This window comes from Streptomyces sp. ISL-96 (assembly GCF_018614035.1).
Classification (GTDB): domain Bacteria; phylum Actinomycetota; class Actinomycetes; order Streptomycetales; family Streptomycetaceae; genus Streptomyces.
In genome coordinates, this window is the sequence record NZ_JAGGPA010000006.1 from 199,076 (window position 1) to 223,165 (window position 24,090).

27 protein-coding genes and 1 pseudogene are annotated in these 24,090 nt (G+C 68.3%); 17 read left to right on the forward strand and 11 right to left on the reverse strand.

Annotated features, from left to right (window positions below):
• Positions 1-248 precede the first annotated feature (248 nt).
• Positions 249-1,037, forward strand: coding sequence for a GntR family transcriptional regulator (locus J7E96_RS04860; RefSeq protein ID WP_215127890.1), 789 nt, complete (start codon positions 249-251; stop codon positions 1,035-1,037).
• A gap of 8 nt (positions 1,038-1,045) precedes the next feature.
• The gene (locus J7E96_RS04865; RefSeq protein ID WP_215127786.1) at positions 1,046-1,804 is read left to right on the forward strand and encodes a glycosyltransferase family 2 protein; all 759 of its coding nucleotides are present in this window, start codon (positions 1,046-1,048) and stop codon (positions 1,802-1,804) included.
• Here J7E96_RS04865 and J7E96_RS04870 read toward each other — a convergent pair.
• Positions 1,794-2,549 (reverse strand): GntR family transcriptional regulator, encoded by a 756-nt coding sequence (locus J7E96_RS04870; RefSeq protein ID WP_215127788.1) that lies wholly within the window; start codon positions 2,547-2,549, stop codon positions 1,794-1,796. The two genes, J7E96_RS04865 and J7E96_RS04870, sit on opposite strands and share 11 nt — an antisense overlap.
• A gap of 67 nt (positions 2,550-2,616) precedes the next feature.
• Here J7E96_RS04870 and J7E96_RS04875 point away from each other — a divergent pair, with 67 nt between their 5' ends.
• The 5 genes from J7E96_RS04875 to J7E96_RS04895 all read left to right on the forward strand — a co-directional run bounded on the left by J7E96_RS04875 (position 2,617) and on the right by J7E96_RS04895 (position 4,686).
• Entirely contained in the window at positions 2,617-2,868 is a 252-nt protein-coding gene (locus J7E96_RS04875; RefSeq protein WP_215127790.1) for a hypothetical protein, read from the forward strand.
• Between the two features lie 13 nt (positions 2,869-2,881).
• A complete protein-coding gene (locus J7E96_RS04880; RefSeq protein WP_215127792.1) occupies positions 2,882-3,169 on the forward strand; it encodes a hypothetical protein in 288 nt (95 codons plus the stop codon).
• Between the two features lie 199 nt (positions 3,170-3,368).
• A complete protein-coding gene (locus tag J7E96_RS04885) occupies positions 3,369-3,593 on the forward strand; it encodes a hypothetical protein (protein ID WP_308295838.1) in 225 nt (74 codons plus the stop codon).
• A gap of 8 nt (positions 3,594-3,601) precedes the next feature.
• Complete coding sequence (locus J7E96_RS04890) at positions 3,602-4,342, forward strand: GntR family transcriptional regulator (RefSeq protein ID WP_308295839.1); 741 nt, start codon at positions 3,602-3,604, stop codon at positions 4,340-4,342.
• Positions 4,339-4,686 (forward strand): hypothetical protein, encoded by a 348-nt coding sequence (locus tag J7E96_RS04895; RefSeq protein ID WP_215127794.1) that lies wholly within the window; start codon positions 4,339-4,341, stop codon positions 4,684-4,686. Before J7E96_RS04890 ends, J7E96_RS04895 begins: the two co-directional genes overlap by 4 nt.
• Positions 4,687-4,750: 64 nt before the next feature.
• On the opposite strand, the gene J7E96_RS04900 is transcribed toward J7E96_RS04895, so the two are convergent.
• Positions 4,751-5,674, reverse strand: coding sequence for an FkbM family methyltransferase (locus J7E96_RS04900; protein ID WP_215127796.1), 924 nt, complete (start codon positions 5,672-5,674; stop codon positions 4,751-4,753).
• A gap of 225 nt (positions 5,675-5,899) precedes the next feature.
• Between J7E96_RS04900 and J7E96_RS04905 the strand changes: the two genes are divergently transcribed.
• Positions 5,900-6,202, forward strand: a complete 303-nt coding sequence (locus tag J7E96_RS04905; RefSeq protein ID WP_215127798.1) for a hypothetical protein — start codon at positions 5,900-5,902, stop codon at positions 6,200-6,202.
• Between the two features lie 384 nt (positions 6,203-6,586).
• The gene (locus J7E96_RS04910; protein ID WP_215127800.1) at positions 6,587-7,093 is read left to right on the forward strand and encodes a hypothetical protein; all 507 of its coding nucleotides are present in this window, start codon (positions 6,587-6,589) and stop codon (positions 7,091-7,093) included.
• 62 nt (positions 7,094-7,155) lie between these two features.
• Here the strand turns inward: J7E96_RS04910 and J7E96_RS04915 are convergent, their stop codons facing one another.
• Entirely contained in the window at positions 7,156-8,373 is a 1,218-nt protein-coding gene (locus J7E96_RS04915; protein ID WP_215127896.1) for an amidohydrolase family protein, read from the reverse strand.
• A gap of 200 nt (positions 8,374-8,573) precedes the next feature.
• Here J7E96_RS04915 and J7E96_RS04920 point away from each other — a divergent pair, with 200 nt between their 5' ends.
• The gene (locus tag J7E96_RS04920) at positions 8,574-9,023 is read left to right on the forward strand and encodes a DoxX family membrane protein (RefSeq protein ID WP_215127802.1); all 450 of its coding nucleotides are present in this window, start codon (positions 8,574-8,576) and stop codon (positions 9,021-9,023) included.
• Positions 9,024-9,267: 244 nt separating this feature from the next.
• The gene (locus J7E96_RS04925) at positions 9,268-9,837 is read left to right on the forward strand and encodes a hypothetical protein (RefSeq protein WP_215127804.1); all 570 of its coding nucleotides are present in this window, start codon (positions 9,268-9,270) and stop codon (positions 9,835-9,837) included.
• A gap of 290 nt (positions 9,838-10,127) precedes the next feature.
• Here J7E96_RS04925 and J7E96_RS04930 read toward each other — a convergent pair.
• Positions 10,128-10,460, reverse strand: a pseudogene (locus tag J7E96_RS04930) (tyrosine-type recombinase/integrase); the annotation flags it as partial.
• Positions 10,461-11,141: 681 nt separating this feature from the next.
• Between J7E96_RS04930 and J7E96_RS04935 the strand changes: the two are divergent.
• From J7E96_RS04935 to J7E96_RS04950, 4 genes are all read left to right on the forward strand, one after another.
• Positions 11,142-11,471: a type VII secretion target gene (locus J7E96_RS04935; RefSeq protein WP_215127806.1), complete on the forward strand. Its 330-nt coding sequence runs from the start codon at positions 11,142-11,144 to the stop codon at positions 11,469-11,471.
• A gap of 79 nt (positions 11,472-11,550) precedes the next feature.
• The gene (locus tag J7E96_RS04940; protein WP_215127808.1) at positions 11,551-12,879 is read left to right on the forward strand and encodes a hypothetical protein; all 1,329 of its coding nucleotides are present in this window, start codon (positions 11,551-11,553) and stop codon (positions 12,877-12,879) included.
• 58 nt (positions 12,880-12,937) lie between these two features.
• Positions 12,938-13,435, forward strand: a complete 498-nt coding sequence (locus J7E96_RS04945; protein ID WP_215127810.1) for a hypothetical protein — start codon at positions 12,938-12,940, stop codon at positions 13,433-13,435.
• Positions 13,436-13,496: 61 nt separating this feature from the next.
• Positions 13,497-14,009, forward strand: a complete 513-nt coding sequence (locus tag J7E96_RS04950) for a hypothetical protein (protein WP_215127812.1) — start codon at positions 13,497-13,499, stop codon at positions 14,007-14,009.
• 40 nt (positions 14,010-14,049) lie between these two features.
• Here J7E96_RS04950 and J7E96_RS04955 read toward each other — a convergent pair whose 3' ends face one another.
• The 4 genes from J7E96_RS04955 to J7E96_RS04970 all read right to left on the reverse strand — a co-directional run bounded on the left by J7E96_RS04955 (position 14,050) and on the right by J7E96_RS04970 (position 17,597).
• Positions 14,050-15,228, reverse strand: a complete 1,179-nt coding sequence (locus J7E96_RS04955) for a cytochrome P450 (RefSeq protein ID WP_215127814.1) — start codon at positions 15,226-15,228, stop codon at positions 14,050-14,052.
• A complete protein-coding gene (locus J7E96_RS04960; RefSeq protein ID WP_215127816.1) occupies positions 15,225-16,448 on the reverse strand; it encodes an MAB_1171c family putative transporter in 1,224 nt (407 codons plus the stop codon). Before J7E96_RS04960 ends, J7E96_RS04955 begins: the two co-directional genes overlap by 4 nt.
• Positions 16,445-16,972, reverse strand: coding sequence for a regulator component (locus tag J7E96_RS04965; RefSeq protein WP_215127818.1), 528 nt, complete (start codon positions 16,970-16,972; stop codon positions 16,445-16,447). Before J7E96_RS04965 ends, J7E96_RS04960 begins: the two co-directional genes overlap by 4 nt.
• Positions 16,973-17,141: 169 nt before the next feature.
• Positions 17,142-17,597 carry a helix-turn-helix domain-containing protein gene (locus tag J7E96_RS04970; RefSeq protein ID WP_215127820.1) on the reverse strand — a complete coding sequence of 152 codons (456 nt, stop codon included), beginning with the start codon at positions 17,595-17,597 and terminating at the stop codon, positions 17,142-17,144.
• Between the two features lie 375 nt (positions 17,598-17,972).
• On the opposite strand from J7E96_RS04970, the gene J7E96_RS04975 reads away from it, so the two are divergent.
• Together J7E96_RS04975 and J7E96_RS04980 are read left to right on the forward strand one after the other, a co-directional pair.
• Positions 17,973-19,760, forward strand: coding sequence for a prolyl oligopeptidase family serine peptidase (locus tag J7E96_RS04975; protein WP_215127822.1), 1,788 nt, complete (start codon positions 17,973-17,975; stop codon positions 19,758-19,760).
• Between the two features lie 133 nt (positions 19,761-19,893).
• Positions 19,894-20,724 (forward strand): SURF1 family protein, encoded by an 831-nt coding sequence (locus tag J7E96_RS04980; protein ID WP_215127824.1) that lies wholly within the window; start codon positions 19,894-19,896, stop codon positions 20,722-20,724.
• A gap of 72 nt (positions 20,725-20,796) precedes the next feature.
• On the opposite strand, the gene J7E96_RS04985 is transcribed toward J7E96_RS04980, so the two are convergent.
• From J7E96_RS04985 to J7E96_RS04995, 3 genes are all read right to left on the reverse strand, one after another.
• The gene (locus tag J7E96_RS04985; protein WP_251069403.1) at positions 20,797-22,098 is read right to left on the reverse strand and encodes a hypothetical protein; all 1,302 of its coding nucleotides are present in this window, start codon (positions 22,096-22,098) and stop codon (positions 20,797-20,799) included.
• Positions 22,095-22,670 carry a SigE family RNA polymerase sigma factor gene (locus tag J7E96_RS04990; protein ID WP_251069444.1) on the reverse strand — a complete coding sequence of 192 codons (576 nt, stop codon included), beginning with the start codon at positions 22,668-22,670 and terminating at the stop codon, positions 22,095-22,097. The genes J7E96_RS04985 and J7E96_RS04990 overlap by 4 nt, the downstream gene beginning before the upstream one ends.
• A gap of 356 nt (positions 22,671-23,026) precedes the next feature.
• On the reverse strand, positions 23,027-24,085 hold the full coding sequence (locus J7E96_RS04995) for an aspartate-semialdehyde dehydrogenase (protein ID WP_215127828.1): 1,059 nt from the start codon (positions 24,083-24,085) through the stop codon (positions 23,027-23,029).
• Between the last annotated feature and the right edge of the window lie 5 nt (positions 24,086-24,090).

Here is a 24,090-nt window from a genome sequence, read left to right on the forward strand (position 1 = left end):
GAGCGACGGCGCCGAAGATCAAATGCGCTGTTCTTTCAGGCACGCTGTGGAGTTCTCAAGGGACGAATGCGGCCTTCGTACTCACCCCCGCGGGCTTTCCTCCGGGCATCTCAACTCCTAAAGAGGTCAAGTCCTCAAGACCTCTTTAGGAGTTGATGAGGACTATGACGTAGACCTCCTCCACTCGTCAAGACCTCTTTAGGAGTCGTATGCTGGCGTCGTCCCTCGACTGGAACGGTGAGCACCACATGGCCAAGGCGTACGAACAGATCGCCGACAAGCTGCGAGAGGCCATCCGTGCAGGTCAGCTCGCACCGGGCGCCCGACTTCCCGCCGAGACGGACCTCGTCACGCACCACCGGCGGAGCCTGCCGACGGTCCGGGAAGCCCTCCGCCTCCTTCAGGACGAGGGCTTGATCGAAAAGCAGCACGGCCGCGGCAACTTCGTCCGCCGGCCCCGCACCCCCGTACTCCGCACGAACATGCGGCACCAGTGGGAGAAGAACCGCGCGCGGGATCCCGAGCAGAAGCGCTCGCAGACGGGCGCTACGGAGCACGACACCGGCCTACAGGTGAACGACCTCGTCTTCCACGCCCACTACGGCGAGGCCAAGGCGGACAAGTCCCTGGCCGAAGACTTCGGTATCCCCGAGGGCGCGGCCCTGATTGAGCGGATCTACCGGACGTGGTACGCGGCGGAAACCGCTCCCTTCGCCCTCGTGAGTTCCTATCTGATCCGCGACATGGTCGCCGAGAACCCTGACCTCCTGGACGAGACCAAGGAGCCGTGGCCCGGCGGCACGCAAAACCAGCTCCTGACGCTCGGCATCGAGCTGGACCGCATCGAGGAGCGCATCAACGCTCGCCCGCCAACTCCGGAAGAGGCCGAGGAGCTGGAGCTACCGCCGGGGACGTCGGTCATCCTCCTTCGCAAGATCTCGTACGACACCCAAAACCGCGCCGTGGAGATCTCCGACGTCACGCTGCCAGGCGACCGCACGGAAATGCTCTTCACCACTCCCCTGGAAAGGTGGTGAGTGCTGCCGTGAGCCGGCGCATCATCATCGTCACCGCTGTTCACGCCCCGTCCGCCCACTTCTTGCCGGACGCGTACAAGTCGATCTGCGAGCAGGAACTCCCCGACGGCTGGGAGTGGCACTGGCTGATCCAGGAGGACGGCAAGACCGACCAGGTCGCGCCGTACGTTCCCGGGGACGAGCGCGTGAGCTTCCGTCAGGGTCGGCCGGGCGGACCGAGCGTCGCCCGCATGATGGCCATGGCCCACGCGGACGGCGAGTACGTCAAGGTCCTGGACGCCGATGACCAGTTGGCGCCCGGCGCCTTGGCGCGAGACCTGGCCGTACTCGAAGGCGACCCCACGATCGGTTGGGCGACGTCCCGCGTGCTCGACTTCTTGCCGGACGGCTCGACCGCCGGGTTCCCGGGCGACCCGGAGGCCGGCCCGATCGAGCGGGGCGAAGTCCTGGAGTACTGGAAGGCGAACGGTTTCCGCGCGCAGGTCCACCCAGCGACGCTCTTCATGCGCCGGGACCTGCTCCTCGCTCTAGGCGGCTGGATGGCCCTGCCGGCCTCCGAGGACACCGGGCTGCTGATGGCGCTGAACGCCACAAGCCGCGGCTGGTTCTCGCCGGAGGTCGGCCTCCTCTACCGCAAGTGGCCTGGACAGGCGACCAATCAGCCGTCCCACACAGAAGCGACCGAGCGGGACGCCCGCATGGCAGTCGTCCAGGCGCGGGCGGAGAAGCTGGCGGAGTTCGGTTGGCGCTACCCGCCTAACGACTGACCGGAACCTCGTAGACGATTTCGCAGAGGGCGGCCGGCACGACGATGTCCGCCGTTTCGACCGGGCGCCCTTCGCTGCTGTAGTAGGTCCGCTCGATACGTGTGACGAGCGCGCCCCGCTGAACGCCGAGGAGGGCTGCCTCCTCGGCGTCCGCGTGTCCGGGCTCCGGCCGTTCCTCTGCACGACTAATGGTGATGCCGATTTCGGCCATGCGGCGCACCACGCCCATCCCGGCGTACGGCCCGCCCTCAGGCAGGACTGCAAGCGTGCCGGACGTGATGCTGTACGGCTCCCAGCTTGTCGATACCAGCACTGGCTTGCCGTCGGCCAAGTACTCGTACGAGGTGCGCACGCAGTAGTCGGCCTCGGGGATATCGAGACGCGCGGCAATTTGCGGCGGAGCCGGCACCATCGCCTCGCTTCGGCTCTCCCAGGTACCCCTCTTGCCGAGCGCCGCCATCTCGGCGCGAAACAGTGAGCCATCGGTGTGCTCACCGTGTGGTGTGCGGACCATGCGCAGCCTCGTCCGTGGCTCCGAGACGTAGGTTCCCGACCCTGCTCGTCCCTCCAGGACGCCCTGTGAGATGAGCAATTCCTGAGCGCGACGGATAACCGCCTCACCAACCCCACACTCGTGCGCCAGCTGCGCGCGGGAGGGCAGCCGGTCTCCCGGTGTCCATTCCTGATCCGAGATGCGCTGTCGTAGCAGGTCGGCGATGTGGAGGTAAGGCGGCTGCTCACGCATATGGAAAATCTAGACCCCGCAGCCGAGGGACGGCCATGTGTTCTCCCCCGAAGGTCGTGTCGACCGCATGGCCGCACGCCTCTCCGCCTCGGGGCTCACACCGATCGTGACGCACCACGACGACTGCATCCGCATCGAGGCGTACGCACCTCAATCCATCTCCCCCGAGCTATGGCGAGAGCTCTTGGCGGCACTGGCGACAGCCGACTGTTTCGGGCTCGTCGACAGCAGCGCGGACGGCCGCACCTTATGGGCCGGAGTCAACAAGAAAACCCCCGCAGCGGTGCACGCCGCCCGGGGGCACGGCCATCAGCCATAAGGAGCTGACCAGCATGTTCAACCGTAGCCGTCGTGCCGTCTCGCGCACCAGTGAGCGGTACCTCCCGAAGGGCCGGCACCGCCGCCCCTTAACGCCCGTCCGACCGACGGTCGTTCACCTCGGACGCGCCGACTGGCCGACGACACTCAGGGGACAGCGCACGGACGTCCTTGTGGGCGAGGAGACTGCGCTCGTCCGCCCTTACGTGCTGGCCTGCGAGGAGCGTGCGCGGCGGCGCTCGGCGGCCGTGTCTCACGAACTCCTCACCCACACCTGGTTCGTACCGGTGGAGGCCTTCTGATGCCTCGCCGTCAACAGCCCCGCGTCATCCACGAGCGGGCCGTCCCCTTCAGGTCGAGCTCGTGTCGAATCGGCACGCATCGCGAGTGCGTGCAGTCGACCCCGACCGATTCACCGGTCGGTGTCCCGGTGGTCTACGAGGCGTGTGACTGCCCGTGCCACACGATGCCTGACCACGTCTCGCCGAGGGAGGTGTCCCTGTGAGTGTCTGGCAGCCGAGTGGAGCGATGGCCTCCACCGTCGAAATCCGTTCGATCAGCGTGATGCGTGACGACGTCATCCAGATAGGCGGCCAGCCGTGCCGTGTGGCCGATCTCATCCAACTGCCCGGCGGGGCAAAGCGTCTTCGCTTCGAATCGGGCGAACTGCTGACCATCCATCCCGGAACCCGGCTCATCGTCGTACGAATGCTGAGGAAGTGGTGATTCACTCCGTGGCTTCTCGCCATCAGACCATTGCGGACGACCTCCGGAGCCAGATCTCGGAGGGCCTGATCAAGGCCGGCGAACGCCTCCCCTCCGAGGCTCAGCTCGCCGATCGCTACACCGTCAGCAAGCCGACGCTGCGGAGTGCCCTGGCGATACTGCAGGGCGAGGGACTGGTGGAGAAGGTCCACGGCCGGGGGAACTTCATCCTTCCCGCTCTGCACCGGGTGACCTACGTCGGAGGCGGGCTGTCGATCGACGCGCGGGCCGCCACCAACGCCGCCCTGAGTGTCAGCATCCGCACAGCGAACGTGAAGGCGGAGGGGCACTTGAGTGCCCTTCTGCGGGTTTCTGCGGGTGCTTTGTTGGCCGAGTACGTCTGCCTCACCCAGGAGGGGAGTACGCCGCACAGCCTGGCCCGCGTTTACGTGCCTCAGGACCTGGTCCCGGCGGACGCTCAGGAGCCCAGTGCAACACCGTGGGGTGACGACCTGGCCGCGTGGCTGGCGGGGCCCCGCCCTCCGCTCGCCGAGGTCAGGGAGAAGGTCACCGCCCGCCTCCCTACGCCGGAGGAGGCACGGACCCTCCGCATCAGCACCGCCTTGGCCGTCCTCGCCATCGAGCGAGTGACCACCGACAGTTCTGGCCGCGTGGTCGAGGCAGCGCTCCTGGTTCTGCCGGGGGACCGCGCGGATGCCCTGTTCACCACTATCTGCACCACGACCGACGAGAGGGGGACAAACGGATGACGCACCACGACGAACTGCGGCTCCTGCCCTGGGAAGGTCCCGAGGGCAAGCCGTGCTTCTTGAGCGCCGACGACAGCAGCGGCTACCTGTCCAGGCTGGCCGACAACACCGAAGCGGTCCAGCTTGGGTTGGGAGCCGACCTCCTGAAGAGTGCGTCGGAAGTGCTGTCCGACTCGACGTCGACATCCGTCGACCTCAGGGCCCTGGCGGGTGCTCTGACCTCAGCACTTCGGGATGTGCTTCGTGTGGCCGAGAGCCGCGGCCACCGCTTGTCGCCCGCGGCCGGTGCCGTCCAGGGCGACGACGAGGATGGCCCCCGCCTGCCGGCGGCAGCATTCGGCTGAGGCCTGCGGCGAGCCGACGCGAGGCCCGGGTTCCCGAGAGATCGGGAACCCGGGCCTCCTCGCGTCAGGGCAGAATCTCGGCGTCGACCTTGGAAAAGATCAGATCGGTCTCGCCGGTGATCGGCCCGACCTGGCGAGCTGGGATGCGCGGAGCGCCGCGCTGTGCCGCCACGTAGCTGTCCGGGGTGTACTCGTTGACGAGGCGGTACGGGTGGAAGCCGTGCGCCCGCATCGTTTCCATCAGCTCGTCGACCGAGTCCCCGAGCATCGCCATCCGCTGCGGGGTCACTTCCACCGTGATCTCGGCGTCGGGCCGAAGCTCGTCGAGCATGGGCGCCATCCCTCGCACCACGCTCCCCTCCGCCCCTTCCACGTCGATCTTGATGACGCGGGCACGGGCGATCTCCTCCGGATCGAGGAGGTCGGGCAGGGGAACGGCCTCGACCTCGAAGGTCGACTCAGCCGGCCCTTCGTACGGGACGATGCTGTTGGCCCCCAGGTTGTCGGAACTGGCGAGCACGAAGGTGAGGCGCTTCCTGACGTCCGAGACGGCTCCGTTGATCGCGCGGACGTTGTCGGCTCCGTTAAGGGCGACATGCTGCAGGATCCGCCGATGGAACACCGGCGACGCCTCGACCGCGACGACCTGGCCCTCGTCACCGACGAGCCTCGAAGCCAGCAGGCTGTAGTAACCGATGTTCGCGCCGACATCGACATACGTATCCCCGCGCCGCAGCCGTCGCTTCAGCCAGCTGGTCATGTGCGGCTCCCAGACGCCGAACATGTAGAGGTAGCGCTGGATGAGGTCCTGCGTGTCGACCGCGAACCGGGCGCCGAACTCGACCTCGGTGACACGTTGACGTGGGTGTTCATGCAGGTAAGGGTTCAGGTATCGGCTGGCCAGCAGACGCTTGCCGATGACCCCAGGCGCATCACGGACGTACCGCCGGCCAAGGGTGACCAGGACCTCTGACGCTTGGGTACTCATCCGCTCGCCTCTCCGCAGGGTTCACCGGAACGGTAACGCTCAGCGCGGCTTCGTTCACTTCAAGCAGCAGCGGATGTCTGCCGGTTTGGGCAGCAGTTGGCGATCTTGAAGGCCGTGGTTGTTCACGAGAAATGACGTCAGTTCCTGGTCGCGGTGGCTGACAGACCGCGGCTTGCCCCCCCCCGCCGGGGGAGGGGCGCTGATCGGCTGCCATATTCTTCTGCCATGGCGAACTGGCGGCGGTCTCTGGGCGATGCCTTCTGGACCCTGGACCGGTCCCTGGGTGGGCAACGGCGTCCGACTCGAATCCAGAAATGGGTGGCCCGACACCCGATCGGCACCGGTCTCTGCGTGGCCGTTCCCTTCACGCTCTTCTTCTTGATGCTGTTGCGTGAGGAGGAACCCGACGACCCCCTGTTCGCTGTGGCCTTCGGGCTGGCTCTGGGCCTTGTCTTCGCCCTCACTGCTGTCTCAGAGCACCTCCGGCAGCGCCGACTCAAGCGTCTGGGGATATGGGACGGATCCTGAGCAGGGCCAGGAGTGGCGCGGGCGGAGACTTGGGAGAGCAGGAAGAGGGTGGGGATGTCACGAAATCCGAGGGCCGAGTTCTTCGATGGTCCGGTTTGGATGTGCTTGAGCATCGTTCTATGGGTGGACAGCAGCCAGTAGCGGCACTGCCCCCTGGCTGGGGGTTGCCGCGGCGCTCCTTCTGGGGTTCTGGCTCACTTTCCGGCGGAAAGTGAGCCAGAACCCAAACCCGTGAACAACTGACGGCACTACTCGTGAATAAAGCCACTCAGCGCCATGCCCGTGCCGCGGCCCTTCGCGAAGGGGGGCCTCCATCGCTCTGGTCTCTTCACGGAGGACATGTCACTCTGCCGCCGACGTGTACCGGTAGACGAGGAGACGGCCATGACCACGCCCAATGGCACCGCCCAGTCCGAGGTCACCAAGGTTCAGGAAGGCGCGGGAACCGCGGAGGAAGCGCTCCGTGCCCGCCATGCCGCCCGAGCACGGAGCGCCGTGGACCGCGCACTGGCAGCCTGCCGCCATGCTGGCGTCCATGACAGCCAGGCCAAGCTCGTGCCCAATAGCCCGGAGTCGAAGGCTGCCCACGCCGTACGTCTGTCGAGTGAGGCAGTAGAAGCGCTCGCCAAGAGCGCCCCGGACCCGGCGGCTGACGCGCGATGTGCACGGAACGCCGCTGCTACGGCCACCGTCGCCGCTCAGGTGGCCCAGGCCCATGACGGAAGCAGCGAGCGCGCCGAGGCGGCCTACCGCGCCGCACTCCAAGCGTCCATGGACGCTGCCGCAGCCGCGGGGGGCCAGGGCTTGGGTCGGGACGAGGAGCTGAACGCGAAGGCGGAAGCCGCCGAGGCAGCGGCCGTCACCGCAGCCAGGGCAGCGGGCTGGTTGTAGAGGCACACGGTCACCCTCCGGCGGTCGGCGAATGGCTTGACCGCCGCAGGGTGCCGCACTGCTCAGCGGGTGCCAGGAACGGCTGACAGGTCCTGGTCGAAGGGCAGATCAAGCATCCGGATCGCGTTGCCCCGTAGGAGCTTGTACGTGACGTCGTCGGGAAGGCCGGCGACATGCTCCGCCGCCACCTGTTTCGTGTTCGGCCACGTCGAGTCGACGTGCGGGTAGTCGGTCTCGAAGGTGGCGTTGTTGACTCCGACGGTCTCGATCGCCTCGATGCCGTGCTTGTCGCGGAAGAAACAGCAGAAGATCTGGCGGTAGTAGTACGTGGACGGCGGCTCCGGGATCAGGTCCTTCACTCCGCCCCAAGCCCGGTGCTCCTCCCACACGTCGTCGGCGCGCTCCAGGGCGTACGGGATCCAGCCCATCTGGCCCTCGCTGTACGCCAGCTTCAGCCGCGGGAACTTCACGAGCACGCCGCTGAAGAGGAAGTCCATCATCGACGCCATCGCGTTGTTGAAGCTGAGCGCGGCCTGGACGGCAGGGGGTGCGTCCGGGGACGCGGCGGGCATCTGCGACGACGAGCCGATGTGCATGTTGACGACGGTCCCCGTCTCCTCACAGGCGGCGAAGAACGGGTCCCAGTAGCCGGAGTGGATGGAAGGCAGCCCCAGGTACGTCGGAATCTCAGAGAAGGTCACCGCCCGGACGCCACGGGCTGCGTTTCGCCTGATCTCCGCCACCGCCAAGTCGATGTCCCAGAGAGGAATCAGGCACAGCGGGATCAGCCGGCCACCGCTGTCACCGCACCACTCCTCCACCATCCAGTCGTTGTATGCGCGGACGCACGCGAGCCCGACCTCCTTGTCCTTGGCCTCCGCGAAGGTCTGCCCGCAGAACCGGGGGAAGGTGGGGAAGCAGAGCGACGCCTCCACATGGTTGAGGTCCATGTCGGCCAGGCGCGCCTTCGGGTCCCAGCAGCCTCGTCGCATCTGCTCCCGGGTGATGCCGTCGAGTGTCATCTCGTCCCGCGAGAAGCCGACTGCGGCGATGATCCGCTTGTACGGGAAGACCTCTCCCTCGTACCGCCACCAGTCGGTGAGCTGGCCGTCCGGATCGGTCGTGAACCGGTACTTCCCGCCGATGTACTGCAGGTCGCCAATGCCTGCGGTGAAAGGCTTCGGGCCCTTGTCCCGGTACTTGCTCGGGAGCCAGGTCTCGAAGAGGTGTGCGGGCTCGATCACGTGATCGTCCACGCTGATCACCTTCGGGAGATCCATGGTGCCGCTGTCGTCGGTAGCCACGTCGCTTACCCCCTGCTGACTGTCGGTCCCCCGACACGAATCTGACGATCCATCAGATTGAGGTTATGGGGTCGCTCGTCGGGCGGCAAGGTCGACGGGCGACGGACCCCTTGCGGCATAACCCCACTTCCGCTGAACTGACGCCCCGTCAGTTCAGCGGAGTGGAGGGACCCAGGATGCAGACCATCTGGCTCGGTGGCGCCGAGTGGATCGCGGTTCTCCGGATCGGCCTCGGCCTGTGGTGGCTGGAGAGCTGGCGCCACAAGGACAAGAGGGACTGGTTCACTGGCGGCGGCATCAACTGGGCGGCCGGGGTGGCAGCCAAGCACCGGTGGGGCTTTGTCCGCCAGGGATTCGACCGAACAGTGAAGCCGTACCCGCGCCTGATGGCCTACCTCGTCGCGTACGCCGAGCTGGCACTCGGCCTGGGGCTCATCGTCGGGTTCCTGACCCCGATCGCACTGATAGCCGGCCTCATCCTCAACCTGATCTACCTAGTGCTGATGATCCACGACTGGGCGGAGCAGGGCCAAAACCTCATGATGGCTCTCATCTCGGCCGTCGCGCTCGTCACCCTCTCTTGGCAGACCTGGTCGATCGACAGCGCAATCGGGCTGTGGTTGTAGCACCGCTCACAGCTCGGAAGTCTCGACGACCACCGTGACCGGTCTCACCAGCGGAGTACCAGGCTGAAACATGGGGGTGTCACAGCGGTCACGGCGTCACAGAACCCTATGACCTGCGTGAACGTCACCACGTCGACTGTGACACTCCCATGTTTCAGCCATGTCTGAACCTCACGGCAAGGCGTGCCGTCCCCACTCCTAAGATCCTCTAGACGTCTACATGACTGCCGCGTCTGGGGGATGCATGGGAAGCGCAGAGCAGTGGGTCACAATCGCCGCCGTCTTGCTGGGCGCGATGACGACGCACCTCACGACGTACGCGATGGAGCGGCAGCGTAAGAAGCACGAGCTGGTGACCCGCTGGGACAGCAAGAAGCTCGAAGCGTACGAGGGGTACGTCGACAGCGTCCGGACGTGCATCTTCCTCGCCGTGCACCTCTACGAGTGCCGCGAAGGCCTCCGCGATCGCGACAAGCCCGACCAGGAGATCCTGGCGGAGATGTCCGAGGCCGGCCGCATCCGGGGCCGGGCCTTCGAGCGGATCATGCTCCTCGCTGGGGATGACGTGGTGGAAGCGGCGCACGAGCTGAACGCCGTCGCCCTCCAGGTCGACTGGCAGGCCAACGGCAAGGTCGAGGGGACACTAGAGGAATGGCGCCAGCGGAACCGCGCCGTCTTCCGGGCGATCAACAGCTTCCACGAATCGGCGCGCGTGGATCTCGGCGTGGACGGCAGCGTCTCTGGCGAGAACCACCCCGAGCGGGACCTCCTGCTTCCCAGCGCCCGACGCGAGGGCGACAACCGCAACGCATGACGCCCTCTGGGGGTGCCGGCGCCGCTCGCGTATCCCCGGGAGTGCCGGGGAGTGAGCGGGGAGTGGATCATGAAAGTCGTCCTCGTCGACACCACGCCAAACCAACGGAGACCAACGCTCTGGCCCGGGGCTTAGCCAAGTAGGGCAGGCCAGCGGGCTGTCCGTACTTTCTTCGGGACGAAGAGGTCGTGGGTTCAAATCCCGCCACCCCGACAGCTAAGCAGCAGGTCAGAGGGCCGGTACTGATTCCAGTACCGGCCCTCTGGCTTTGTGCGTGTCTATCTGCGTGACTACCGCTTCGGGGGTGGCGGCGTGCCGAAGATGCCGTCCATGGCGATGGCCCCGGTCTGGATCACCGGACGGATCTCCTTCCGGTAGACCTCCTCGGTCACGGCCGTGCTGGAGTGCCCGACAAGCCGGGAGATCTCTTCGAGCGGGATACCCCGGTCCGACAAGATCGAGACGAAGGACGTCCGGGTCTCCCGAGGCGTCCACTCGTGAGGCTCGATCTCGATGCCGGGCATCTGCGCGGCCTGGGCGAGGACCTTGCGGAACTCACGCCGGACGTTCGCGGCATCCAGCTTGGTGCCCACGGCCGAGGTGAAGACGAGTCCGGTCTCCTGCCCGGCAGGCCGTCGAGGTCGGGATCGCGGCCCGGATACGCAAGGTCCAGCAGCAACTACCCTGGCCCAAGCCGCATAGACGTGTTCAAAATCCGGGGCCAAGGCCCGTTCCATGGTCACCCCCGTCGGGATCCTGCGTTACAGCAGCCAGGTACCGCAACCCCAGCAATCGCTCGCGTCCGGTAGCGGCCCTCCGGGGCCCGGTAGCGGCCGGAGTGGCCGTCACTGACCGATCAGGCTAGAGCTACGGATCAGATGATGCCCACGAGTGGGGATGGTGCGCGGTCGGCTCTGGCAGGTCATCTGCTGGCCATCGACGAAGCCCGACCGTCGGTTAGGTCCCGGACGATTCTCCGGGCCGCCCCCAGACAGGCCGGGGATGCAACCATTCCTTTCAGAGCTGGAACCCCCGGAAGCCGACCGCGCGCTTGAGACCCTAAAGGCTGGCACTGACAACGGCCTTGTACGTGATTGGCCGTTGAGCGGTGGGTGTCACCTGTTGTGCGGCCCCGCTTTGGGAGAACCGACTGTGCGCCACACGGCAGTAAACCGCCGGGTCGCGGTCTTACGCCGCCAACCGGTGAGCCGCCAGGGGCTACACTCGCCTCACTGTCGACGTGTACGCGTCAATATCGATACCTTCCGCTCCTGCGGAACGTAACAAGACATCGGGGATACGGCGTGTCAGCCGGTACGGAAATCGACGATCCGGCAGCGCTCAATCGGGCGGGCACCGGCGCGCACGGAATCGCGGGGCAGACGCGAACCGCCGGCGCTCATCCAGTGGACGAGACGCGCTCGGCATCCCAGGACTTCGGAACGGGCAACTGGGACGGCAGGCTGGGCGGGGCGCTCACCGGCCTGGCGGAGACCTGGTCGGCTCAGGTCTCCGCACTCGTCGCCGACTGCGACAGCCTCGCCGACCAGTGCGGCGCTTCGGGAATGCTGTATCAGCGCACCGAAGCCGCGAACGCGCAGACCATGCACTCTCTGTCGAGTGACTTCGGCTGAACCAGGCCCTCCGCCCGCCGCCGCCACCCCAGTGCCGGTCTGACAAGATTCACGACTCCACGGGGGACTGGCCGAGCTCATGCCGACGTACGAGCAGCTTTACCACCTCAAACTCAGCAAGCTCTCAGCGGCCGGTGACCGCTGGGAGGAGACCGCCAGCAAGTTCAAGCGGTTGCATACCGCGTACGGCGACCAGGTCGTCCGCCCCTTCAGGGAGGCCGCCTGGACCCAGCCGGTCCTGACGGCGGCCAAGGCCGGCAGCGACGTACACGCCGCCCAGCAGCAGTTCGAGAGCGCCCACACAGAGGCGAAAGGCATCGCCGGCGTTCTCACGTCACTGCACGCCGAGCTGAAGAAGGCCAAGGACGACCTCCATCGCCTCGCTGATTCCGAGGCCAAGGAGCAGGGCATCCACGTCAGCGCCACCGGCACCGTCACCCCGCGCTACGACCTCTCCCAGGACACCGGCGCCCGCCACGACCCCGATGGCCAGGCCGCCATCCGCGAACAGCAGGAAGCCTGCGAGGCATTCGCCCGCCGCCTCGAGCGCGTCCTGCAGCGCGCCGCCGACGCCGACGAGACCGCCTGCTGGGCCCTGCGCCGTGATCTCGGCGGAAGCCGAAGCGACTTCAACTCCAAGGTCGTCACCTCCCTCGACGACGCCCACGCCACTCGCGCGGCCGAGCTGAAGAAGAAAGACTCCCCCACAAAGCCCGACGGGTGGGTCGCCGAAGGCGAGACCGAAGCCTCCGGCCCCGGTGTCGGGACCTCGGTATCCGGGCCCGACACCGGGGCCGGCAAGCTGGCCGAAGCGGAGGCGCACGCCGACCTCGGACGCGCGAGCGCGGAGGGCTCGCTCACCAACGGCCCGATGCAACTCGCCGGGGCGGCTGAAGCCTATGTGGGCGCCAAGGCCTCCGCGGCCGGCGGCATCACCAACGAGGGCATCAGGGGCGAGGCCGGCGCCTTCGCAGGGGCCGAGGCCTCGGCCAAGGGCCGCGCCGACGCCGGCCCCGTCGGGGTGTACGGACGGGCGGAGGCCAAGGCGGGCGCCGAGGCCGGCGTCAGCGCCGGGGCCGGCCGCGACGGGTTGCAGGCGGGCGCGGAGGCGTTCGCCGGCGCGAAGGCCGGCGTCGCGGGGGGCGCGGACATCGGCGGCATCGGGGCGGGCGCGACGGCCGAGGGCTGGGCCGGCATCGGGGCCGAGGCCGAGGCGACTCTCGGCAAGGGCACAGACGGCAAGTGGCACATCGGCGCGACGGCGGGCGTCGCCGTCGGGCTCGGCGGCGAGCTGGGCTTCGAGGTCACCGTTGATCCGGACAAGATCGCCGACACCGCGAGCGATGCGGCGGACGCCGTGGGAGATGCGGCCGGGGCGGTCGGCGATGCGGTCGGCAGCCTGTTCTGATGCACGCTTCCACAGACCCACTGACGTAGGCACACTGCCGTAGTAAGGAGGGCCCGAGATGCCCACGACCCTGCCCGTACCGATCGAGTTCGAACTGCCGGAAGGCTGGCGCGCCGCACCGCCGGACGAAGTCGGCGCACCGGGCGCGGCGTTCGTCGCGCTGCATCCGCAACCGGATGACGGATTCACCGCGAACATCACGATCGATGGTGAGTACCGCCCGGATGAGGCGACGCTGTCCGAGATCGCCCATGAGTCTGTGGAGCGGTTGCGCCAGTCCGCCACATCGGTCGTGGTCACCGGCCGCCGCGAGATCGGTTCTGAGGATGCGCCCGGTTTCACGCAGACGCTGGCCGTCTCGGCCGTCATCGGCGGCGTACGCCGCGACCTCGTCCAGTCCCAGGTGTACCTTTCCATGCTGGACGTTGCCGATCCGCGCCGGCGGGCGGTGATCCGCCTGGTCCTGACGGCCAGCGCTTCCCAACACTCCGCCGTCCTGGACGACTTTCAGGACTTCGTGCGCACGGTACGCCCGGACACCGGCGCAGCTTCGTAGCGCGCCCCGCGGAAGCGGCAGATTTTGCACCCTCCAATCCGACTCCTCATAGGTTGATTTCATGGGACTCTTCGACAAGCTGACCGGAACCAAGCGCCCCGCCGACGGTGTCGCCCCGCGATCCGCCGCTGAGGTCCACGCGGCTCTGCTCAGCCTCAACCGCCCTGACGTCCCGTACGTCATCCGGGACGGCCGCGCGGAGGGCGCCGACCTGGTGGCCGAGTGGCGCATGCTGGACCCGGCCTGGCAGACCTTCTTCGTCCGCACCCAGGTGAGTCGAGTGTTCCAGGTCCGGATGCGCCTGGTCCCGGACAAGCACGAAGTCCGCTCCCTCGACCAGCAATATGAGGTCACGTGGGACGGCGACACCCCCAGGCTGGCCATCGCTGCCGAGGCCCAACGTGGCCAGGTACATACAGTCTCGAAGCGCTGGACGCTCGGCGGCGGCGAAGACGGCGGCCTCGAAGCGACCGAGACGTTCTCCTTCGACAGCTCCGACCTGAAGAACCCCCTGCAGGACACCGTCCTGGGCGCGGGCTGGACCTGGCGTGGAGTCATCACCGGCAAGTTGTGAAATTGGCACCAGCGTGATCCGGCTGCCGTGGGCCTCGTCGTCACACCATGAGCGGCAGGGAGGTGAGGCCGCGCATCAGCCGCGTGTGCCGCCACTCCAGTTCCTCAGCGGGAACTGCCAGCCGAACGTCGGGGAAGCGGGAAATGACCGCCCGGAGTGCGAGTTCGCCTTCGGCTCGGGCGAGGGGAGCTCCCAGGCATCTGTGGATGCCGTGGCCGAAGGCGAGGTGCCCGGTGGCACCACGGTTGAGATCGAGCTGGTCCGGCTCGGGGAATCGGTCGGGGTCGCGGTTGGCGGCGCCGGGAGCGATGAGTACCGGAACGCCCTCGGGGATCACGGTCCCGCCGAGCGTCAGCGCTTCGGTGCTGTAGCGGAACGTGGCGATCCCGACAGGCGAGTCGAAGCGCAGCAGCTCGTCCAGTGCGTTTCCGAGGAGTTGCGGCTCCGCCCTCAGCTGCGTTAGTGACTCCGGGTGTTGGAGTAGGGCCAGGGCCGCGTTGCCGATGAAGTTGGTGGTGGTCTCGTGGCCGGCCACGAGCAGCAGCACGGCGAGCGATACGAGTTCGTCCTCGGTCAGCCGGTCCTGGCCGTCGCGTACGGCGATCAGGTCGTCGAGCAGGCTTTCGCCGGGCTTGCTGCGTTTGGTGGCGACAAGGTCGGTCATGTAGTCGCCAACCGCATGCGAGGCGGCGTCGATCCGCCGGGAATCCCCTGCGGCGAACAGATCGCTCGACCACGTGCGCACGAGCCGGCGGTCTGATTCGGGTACCCCCAGCATCTCGCAGATGACGGTGACCGGCAGCGGTACCGCGAGGCTCGCGACGAGGTCCACCGGTCCGTGATCCGGCCAGGCGTCGAGCAGCTCGTCGACCAGGCCGGCGATGTAGGGGCGCAGCCGCGCGACGGCCCCGGTGGTGAACGCCTTCGTCACCAGGGCCCGCAGCCGTGCGTGCTGCGGGGGGTCGGTGGCAAGCATGTTCTGGGAGACGGCCGGATGGAGATCGCGCTGCGACGGCCGCCCGGCGAAGAACCGCGTGGTGTTCTTCGAGAGCCGGGGATCGTTGAATGCCTCCCGGGCCTCGGCGTAACCCGTGACCAGGTAGCTGTAGCGCCCTCCTGAACCGGTGGGCACCTTCTGTACCGGCGCCGCGTTTCGCAGCCGGGCGTAGGTCGGGTAGGGATCGGCGAAGAACCGCGGGTCCTGCAACGGGTCGCTCACGCTTGCGGGTCCGTTCCCGAAGAGGCCAGTTCGTCAGTGACGGTACGTGCGATCTCGTCCTGCGCGTAGGCGCGGGCGACCAGGAGCAGCCACTCGGTCTCGGCGCGCAGGTTGCCCGCCCGGGAGGCGGTCCTGGGGGCCGGCGGTGCGGCTTCTGTCTGCGGTTCGCTCCCGGTCTTCTTCGCGTGTACGGCAGCTCGCAGGATCGCGGCCTCCACGATCGCGTCTCCTTCCGGGGTGCCTGCCAGGCCGCGCGTGGTGACGGCCCGCTCAGCGTCCTCCTGGACGCGCGGGGAACGGTGCGGGCGAAGGGCGAGCCCGCCGTCGTTGATCTCGATCACACGACGGTGGAGGAAGAAATCGGAGTCGTCCGCGCGCTCGTCCTCGTGGAATCCGGCCGGGGCCAGGACGACTTCGGGCGTCGCGCCGGCGATGTCCTCCCACAGGGGGGCGAGCGCGGCGAAGGACCGCGACTCCCATCGGCGGCGCAGGAACTGGCTGAACGGCCAGACGACCGCCGGGAGCGTGAGCCCCAGGGTGATGAGGAGTACGGCCAGCGCGGGCGCTGTCACGCTGAACACGCAGCGGACAGGACTGATGGGCGTGGAGCACCGGACGCCGTGCGGGAGCAGGCCCAGTTCGAGCCCTATGGATACCAGGCCGAACACTTTGTACGCGGCGTACAGCAGCGCGAAGACGCAGCCGGCGGCCGTGATGCGCAGTCCGATGCGCTGGCTCTTCCGCCGTGAGTGCTTGGACTGTTTCCAGGTCTGCTTGCAGAAGTCCTTCGCGGTGACACCCAGATACGTGATGTAGATCAGCACGTAGAGCGCGTGCAGCTGGGGCGACTGGTCGTTCATCTGCCCGGCGGCGAACAGGGCCGCCATGCCGACGACGGAGACCCCGAGGAAAAGCACCCGCAGACGAATGCTTCGCCTGGCCTCGTCGGGCTCCAGATTGAGCTGGAGCATGAACGCCAGGACGGAGGTCGCGGCGGCCAGCGTGAACGAGTTGCTGAGGAGGCGGCCGACGTGGGGGACGACGCTTTCGGCGGCGCTCTGCACGAACGACACGTACGAGGCGAAGGCGAGGGCGAAGGACACCAGCAGCGCGGCCATGGCCCACGTGCCGGTCGGTCTGTGACCGCCTCGCCCGCGAACCCAGTAACCGGCGGCGAGGAGAAGCACGATGGCCACCCCCGAGAACAACAGGTCGATCATCGGTGCCGACGGCCCTTCTTGGTCGGTTTGGCGAACAGGGCCTCCCAGCGCTCGGCGCCCTTCTCGGGCTCGCTGGAGGGGAGTTCACGTCCGCGGTAGATGTGCTGCCGGATGACGGTGGCCATCATCTCGGCCTCGCGCTCGTCGTCCGTGGAGTAGCTCGTACGTCCGTTCATACGCCGGACGAGGGTGGGGTTGAAGCCGATGGCGCGGAAAGCGTCGGCGTCCAGCTCCAGACTGCCGGGGTGGTCGCAGATGATGTGACTGACCTCGTGCGCGAGTATGTGGTTCTGGTGCAGAGCAGACGTTCCCTCCTCGTAGAAAAGGAGGTCTGCGTCAGGCGTCTCCAGGCGGATTCCGCACGGCGCGTCGATCGCGCCGAGCGTGTTCAGTGGCCTGAGGATGATCGGACGGCCGCGCTTCTTGGCCACGGCATCACAAAGGTCCCGGGTGTTGAAGCGGTGGGGGAGCCGAAGCGCGTCCACGCGCTTTTCGCACTCGCGGCGAAGCCACTCAAGGTCCATGTCCGGTCCTGACGTTGCTCGGGTCTGTGGCCCCTGAAGGCGTGACCCCGTACGGCCGGAGTGCGATCCGGAATCCCCGGCACCGAATCGCTCGAAAGCTTAGGCGAATGCCCGGGCTGGTCCAAGAGGATCTCCATCCTCTGGCTGAATGACCGGGTACTGAGAGCTGCTAGTCGTCCAGGTTGAGGGTGTTAGCAGTGGTTTCGCCGGGGAGGCCCTCCAGGATCCGCGCCTGCTCGATCACCGCCGTCACCATCTGAAGGGTCTCTGTGCTCAGGCCGTTGGCGCGCAGGGCGACGGTACGGACGTTCCGGTCCCGCATGGCGGCGAGGACGGCGATCTCCGCTCGGGTGCGATGGGCGGCCTCCTCGTCGACGAAGTAGCCGGCGGGTACGCCGAAGAAGTCGGCGAGAGCCTTGATGGTGTGCATCGTGGGATTCTTCTTGGCACCCGTGCGCAGTTGCTGGATCGCGCTCGCGGTGAGCCCCTTGCCCTGGCCCCCCGAAGCCTCCCGGATGCCCTCGGCTACCTCGGCGTACGTGTAAGGTCCGCGACTTTCCGGGTGGACCTGTTGGAACAGGTAGTCCAGCAACTGCGCGAAGGTGCGCGGCTCGTCGTCCGTCACGTCCAGTACATCCTTGTCTTGATCGTCGCCGTGTCCACTCTGGTGCGTGATGAGCGTGGAAAGCGGTGGCTTTCGACCAACTTTAGTTGACGACCGCCCGCAACCAGGGTGTACGTTCTTGACGGAGTTGCTCGCACCAGAGTGTTCCTCTCTGTGATCAGGTGTCCTCCACGCCCTGGGCACATGATCCTCTTCCAGGCAGGTGGCCGGGTTCCACGGGGGTGGGCCCGGCCACCTCGAAGAGAGACAGTGAACTGGCAGATCGCAGCCGCGGGCGTCACAGTCTGCGCGACGGCCCACGAGTCCGCGCCCCGGCACTGACCCGTCTGCGGGAGCGGGAGAGTGGCTGTCAGTGAGGCGGAGCAGAATGAGGGGATGACTGAGAAGACCACGTCCATGCCTGACTGGGAGAAGCGGTTTCGGGCGGCGCGTGTCTCCTTGCCCGATTGGGCCGAGGACGCGCCGGACCGTTCCTTGTTCGTTTCCAATGCGACCGGGACGTACGAGCTGTACGCGTGGGACCGGGCTACCGGGGCTCAGCGGCAGGCCACCGACCGGCCGAACGGGACCACGGACGGGGTGCTGACGCCCGACGGGGAGTCGGTCTGGTGGTTCAGCGATACGGACGGGGACGAGTTCGGGGTCTGGATGCGGCAGCCGTTCGGGGGTGGGGAGGATGAGCCCGCGGCGCCGGGGCTTGAGGCTTCGTATCCTGCCGGGCTCGCGCTCGGGCGGGACGGGACCGCGGTCGTGGGGCGCTCGACCAACGAGGACGGGTCCACGGTGCATGTCGTACGGCCGGGCTCCGAGCCCGTCGAGATCTACCGGCACCGGGAGTCGGCGGGTGTGGGGGGCCTGTCGCACGACGGGACGCTGATCGCGATCGAGCACACCGAGCACGGGGACGCCATGCACTCCGCGCTGCGGGTGATGCGACTGGACGGTTCGGGTGTTGCCGAGCTGGACGACACCGAAGGTGGTCAGGTCGAGCTGGGGTTGAACGTGCTCGGGTTCGCTCCTGTCGACGGTGACACCCGGCTGCTCATCGGGCATCAGCGGCGCGGGCGCTGGGAGCCGATGGTGTGGGACGTGGCGTCGGGCGAGCAGACCGAGCTCGGGATCGAGCTGCCGGGCGATGTGTCCGCCGAGTGGTATCCGGACGGCTCCGCGCTGCTCGTCTCGCACAGTTTCGAGGCGCGCAGCGAGCTGTGGCGGTACGACTTCGCCACCCGGCAGCTGGTGGAGGTGCCGACGCCGTCCGGGACGGTGTCGGGGGCGACGGCCCGGCCGGACGGGTCGGTGGAGTACCTGTGGTCCTCGGCTGCTGAGGCGCCGGTGGTGCGGTCCACCTCGGGGCGCGTCGTGCTCGACCCGCCCGGCATGAAGGCGCCGGGGTCAGTGCCGGTCGAGGACGCTTGGGTGGAGGGGCCCGGTGGGCGGGTTCACGCGCTCGTGCAGAGGCCTACGACGGGTGAAGGGCCCTTCCCGACCGTCTTCGAGATTCACGGCGGGCCGACCTGGCACGACAGCGACGCCTTCGCGGCCGGGCCGGCGGCCTGGGTGGACCACGGCTATGCGGTCGTGCGCGTCAACTACCGCGGTTCGACCGGGTACGGGCGCGAGTGGACGGACGCGCTCAGGCACCGGGTCGGGCTGATCGAGCTGGAGGACATCGCGGCGGTGCGCGAGTGGGCCGTCTCTTCCGGGCTCGCGGATCCCGCGAAGCTGGTGCTGGCGGGCGGTTCGTGGGGTGGGTATCTGACGCTGCTCGGGCTCGGTACGCAGCCCGATGCGTGGGCGGTGGGGCTGGCAGCGGTGCCGGTCGCCGACTACGTGACGGCGTACCACGACGAGATGGAGGCGCTGAAGTCGATGGACCGTACGCTGCTCGGCGGTACGCCGGAGGAGGTGCCGGAGCGCTTCGAGGCTTCCTCGCCTCTGACGTACGTCGACGCGGTGCGGGCGCCCGTCTACATCTCGGCGGGCGTAAACGATCCGCGCTGTCCGATCCGGCAGGTCGAGAACTACGTGGACCGGCTGGCGGCTCGGGGCGCGACGCACGAGGTGTACCGGTACGACGCGGGGCACGGGTCGCTGGTGGTGGAGGAGCGGATCAAGCAGGTGCGGCTGGAGATCGACTTCGCGGCTCGGCATTTGGGGTAGTGGGGGCGCGGCGGGATGGGGCTGCTGAGTGCGGGCTGCGGGGCCGCTGCGCGGGGCCTCGCGGGGCCGGGGCAGCGGGGTGTGGTGGGGCCCGGGATGGGAGTGGAGTGGGGTGGGCCCGTACCTTAGTGGGGTGTACCGGTTCCTGCTGACGCCCCGCTGGTGGGGGATCCACCTCTTCGTTGTGCTGGCCATTCCCTTCTGCGTCTTCATGGGGTCCTGGCAGCTCGGACGGTTCGAAGACCGTGTCGAGACCCACCAGGCCGCCGAGGAGAAGCCCGATCCGGGCAAGCAGGCCGCCGTACCCCTCGACGAGCTGCTGCCCGTCGACAAAGAGACCTCCGGGCGGCCCGCCACCGCGACCGGACGATACGCCGAGCAGTTCGTCGTTCCCGAGCGGGAGATCGACGGCAAGCGCGGCTCGTACGTGCTGACCCTGCTGCGTACGGACGGCGGCAAGGCACTGCCCGTCGTCCGCGGCTGGCTGCCCGCCGGGGCCAAGGTCCCCGCCCCGCCCTCGGGCGAAGTCACCGTCACCGGGGCACTCCAGGCGTCCGAGAACGCGGGCACCGACGGCGTGCACGCGAGCGGCGGGCTGCCGAAGGGGCAGCTGGGGATGATCAGCGCCGCTTCGCTCGTCAATCTCGTTCCGTACGACGTGTACGACGCCTGGGTCACCCTCAGCGAGAGTGGTCCGGGCATGGTGCCTGTTCCCGCCGTCGCGCCGCAGGGCAGCGGTCTCGACCTCAAGGCCTTCCAGAACCTCGGCTACACCGGCGAGTGGTTCGTCTTCGCCGGCTTCGTTCTCTTCATGTGGTTCCGGCTCCTGCGCCGCGAGGCGGAGGCCGCCCGGGATCTCGCTCTCGGGATTCTCCCCGAGGAAGAAGAGGAAGAAGAGGACGAAGGGGGAGAAGGCGACGGAGTTGTGGGGGTTGGCTCCAGGGTGGGTGGCGCTCCCCGCTGACGGGTGTGGAAGCGGGGCGGGCGCCGTCTCCGGCTGCGCCCGCCCCGCTTCCTTCCCGCTCCGTCGTTACGGCTACGCCAGTACGCCTGTGCGGTAGATCGTCCCCGCGCACGCGTTCGGAACCGTCGCCGTCGCGGACAGCGCGCCCGCCTCCGGCGTGAGGCTCACCGAGACGCTGCCGTCCGCCGTGCCGCCGTCCTCGGTGCCGAGTTGCGGCTCCATGCCGGGTTCCATCTCGCCCTCGTTGCCGCCGGCTCCACCGCCTGCGCCGCCGCCGTCACCGGTTCCCGTGCTGCCGCCCGTCGTACCCGTGCCGGGGGGCTCCGTCGGCTGGGTGGGGTCGGGGGAGGGCTCGCTGGTCGTCGGGCAGGTTTCCGTGGGCACCCAGGCGAACTTCACCTGGTACGACATGTCCGGCTCCAGCAGCAGACCGGTCGTCTCCATGGACGGGTCCGGCAGGCCGGCCGCCGCGTCACCCGAGGTGTGATCGACGACGTTGATGCGGGTGGGGTCGGCCGCGCCCATCGCCTGGAAAGTCACCGCGCCGCTGCCGGCGACGACACACGCCATCTCCGAGATGTTGGAGACCCGGAACGTTCCGTACACCTTGCCCTCGGCGTCGGCCGCTGTCGTACCCGCCGAGAGGGCCGAGAGCTGGCTCGCGCCGCACGTCGGGGCGGACACGGGCACGTTGTCCGAGGTGCCGGTGCCGCCACCGCTCGTGCCACGGTCCCTACTGGTGCCCGGCGAGCCCTTGCCGGGGCCCTTCTTCTCGTCCTTCTGCTTTTCCTTGTCCCTCTTGGACGTCGACTTCCCGGACGGCTTCTCCGCGTCCTTCTTGCCGTCCTTGACGCCCTTCTCCCAGCCGGTGCCACCGTGCGCCTCCTGCCCGTGGCCCGCTATTGAAGGGCGGGCGTCGGCCGCGTCGCCGGAGTTCGCCACGTGGACGAAGGCGGGGACGGCCGTACTCACGAAGAGTGCGGCGGCCGCCATACCGACGATGGTGTGGCGCCGCCTCGCGCGCCGGGCCGGGACCGCCTTGCGCAGGTGGTCCAGGGCGTCCTGCGAGGGCTCAAGTTCTTCTACGGCGCCGCGCAGCATCCGGCGCAGGGCCAGCTCGTCGGAGCCGAACCCGTCGTCGATGCCCAGGTCGATGGTCGGGTGGGTGGTCGGGGCGATGGCCGGCTCGGTGGCCGACTCCGTGGCCGGCTCGGCTTCCGGCTCGATGCCCGCCTCGGCTTCCGGCTCCGTGGCCGGGGCGTCGTCCTTGCCCAGCTCGTCGCGCTCGTCGTTCGGCCCGTCGTTCACAGTCGCTTTTCCAGTCAGGTCGTTCAACGGCCCGTCCGGCCCGTGCCGCTCTTGCTTGCTGCTCATGCCGATGCCTCCATGGCGACGCGAAGCGCCGCGATACCCCGCGAGCCGTACGCCTTCACCGAGCCCAGGGATATGCCCAGCGTCTCGGCGCACTGCGCCTCCGTCATGTCCGCGAAGTACCGCAGGACCAGCACCTCACGCTGACGCCGCTGGAGCCCGCGCATCGCCTTGATCAGCGCGTCACGCTCCAGTTGGTCGTACGCCCCCTCCTCCGCACTCGCCATGTCCGGCATGGGCTTCGAAAGCAGCTTCAGCCCGAGAATGCGGCGCCGGAGCGCCGAGCGGGAGAGGTTGACGACGGTCTGGCGCAGGTAGGCCAGTGTCTTCTGCGGGTCGCGCACGCGGTTGCGGGCGGAGTGCACGCGTATGAACGCCTCCTGGACGACGTCCTCGCAGGAGGCCGTGTCGTCGAGGAGCAGGGCCGCGAGCCCCAGCAGTGAGCGGTAATGGGCCCGATAGGTCTCGGTCAGGTGGTCGACTGTGGCGCCCGCGGTCATGGCCTCTTCAGCGCCCTCGCGCGGGGACGGTATGCGGGCAGTACGAGCCGTCGGCATGGGGGCGATCACCGGCATGCCGCCGGGCGTGCGGGGCCGGCGGAGCGGGCGCACTGCCGCGCCACGAGCCGGGACCGCTGTGATGTCGAGAACCTCTGTTGCCACGCCTGTTGGACACGCTTCCCCCCGACAGGGTTGTACGCGCGAGGCACCGCTTTTGACGGTGTTACAAACGCCCACATGCGCACCCGCCCTCCTGAATGCCCCATTTGTCGTGGCGCTTTGCCGGGGGCGACCGCAAAGACGCTCCCCTCCCAACTGCCGGTTGCAGTAAGGCGGGGAGCGAATATTCGAACAGCCTAACGCCCCAGTTCAAGTAGTCCAGACTTCCACTTGCTCACAAGGCGTTCACAGATTCCAAGTGGGGTTCCGCTTTACGCCGTCCCGATTTCGGCGGCCACCAGCTCGGCGATCTGCGCGGTGTTCAGCGCGGCGCCCTTGCGGAGGTTGTCGCCGCAGACGAAGAGTTCGAGCGCCGTCGGGTCGTCCAGTGACCGCCGCACCCGCCCCACCCACGTCGGGTCCGTACCCACCACATCGGCCGGCGTCGGGAACTCCCCCGCCGCCGGGTTGTCGAACAGCACCACACCCGGCGCGGTGGCCAGGATCTCGTGCGCCCGGTCGACCGACACCTCGTTCTCGAAGCGCGCGTGCACGGCCAGCGAGTGCGTCGTCAGCACCGGCACCCGTACGCACGTGACCGAGACGGGCAGACCGGGACGGTCGAGGATCTTGCGCGACTCGGCGCGGACCTTCATCTCCTCCGACGACCAGCCGTCGTCAGCGAGCGACCCCGCCCACGGCACCACGTTCAGCGCGATCGGCGCGGCGAAGGGCCCGGTGTCGTCGCCCACCGCCCGTCGTACGTCGCCCGGGTGCGTACCCAGCTCCGTACCGGCGACGAGCGAGAGCTGGGTGCGCAGCGTGTCGACGCCGCCCCGGCCGGCACCGCTCACCGCCTGGTACGAGGAGACGACGAGCCCGGCGAGACCGAACTCGGCGTGCAGCGCGCCCACCGCCACGATCATCGAGAGCGTCGTGCAGTTGGGGCTCGCCACGATGCCGCGCGGGCGGACCCGTACGGCATGGGGATTGACCTCGGGGACGACCAGCGGAACATCCGGGTCCATCCGGAAGGCCGCGGAGTTGTCGACGACCACCGCGCCCTTGGCGGCGGCGACCGGCGCCCACTGCGCGGCCACGTCGTCGGGTACGTCGAACATGGCGACGTCGACGCCCTCCAGGGCCTCCTCCGACAGCGCCAGAACCTCGGTCTCCTCACCGCGCACGACCAGCTTGCGGCCGGCCGAGCGCGGGGAGGCGACGAGTCGGATCTCGCCCCAGACGTCTGCGTGCTGCGACAGGATCTGGAGCATGACGGCGCCGACGGCCCCGGTCGCTCCGACGACCGCGAGCGTCGGCTTGTCCGTCACTGGCG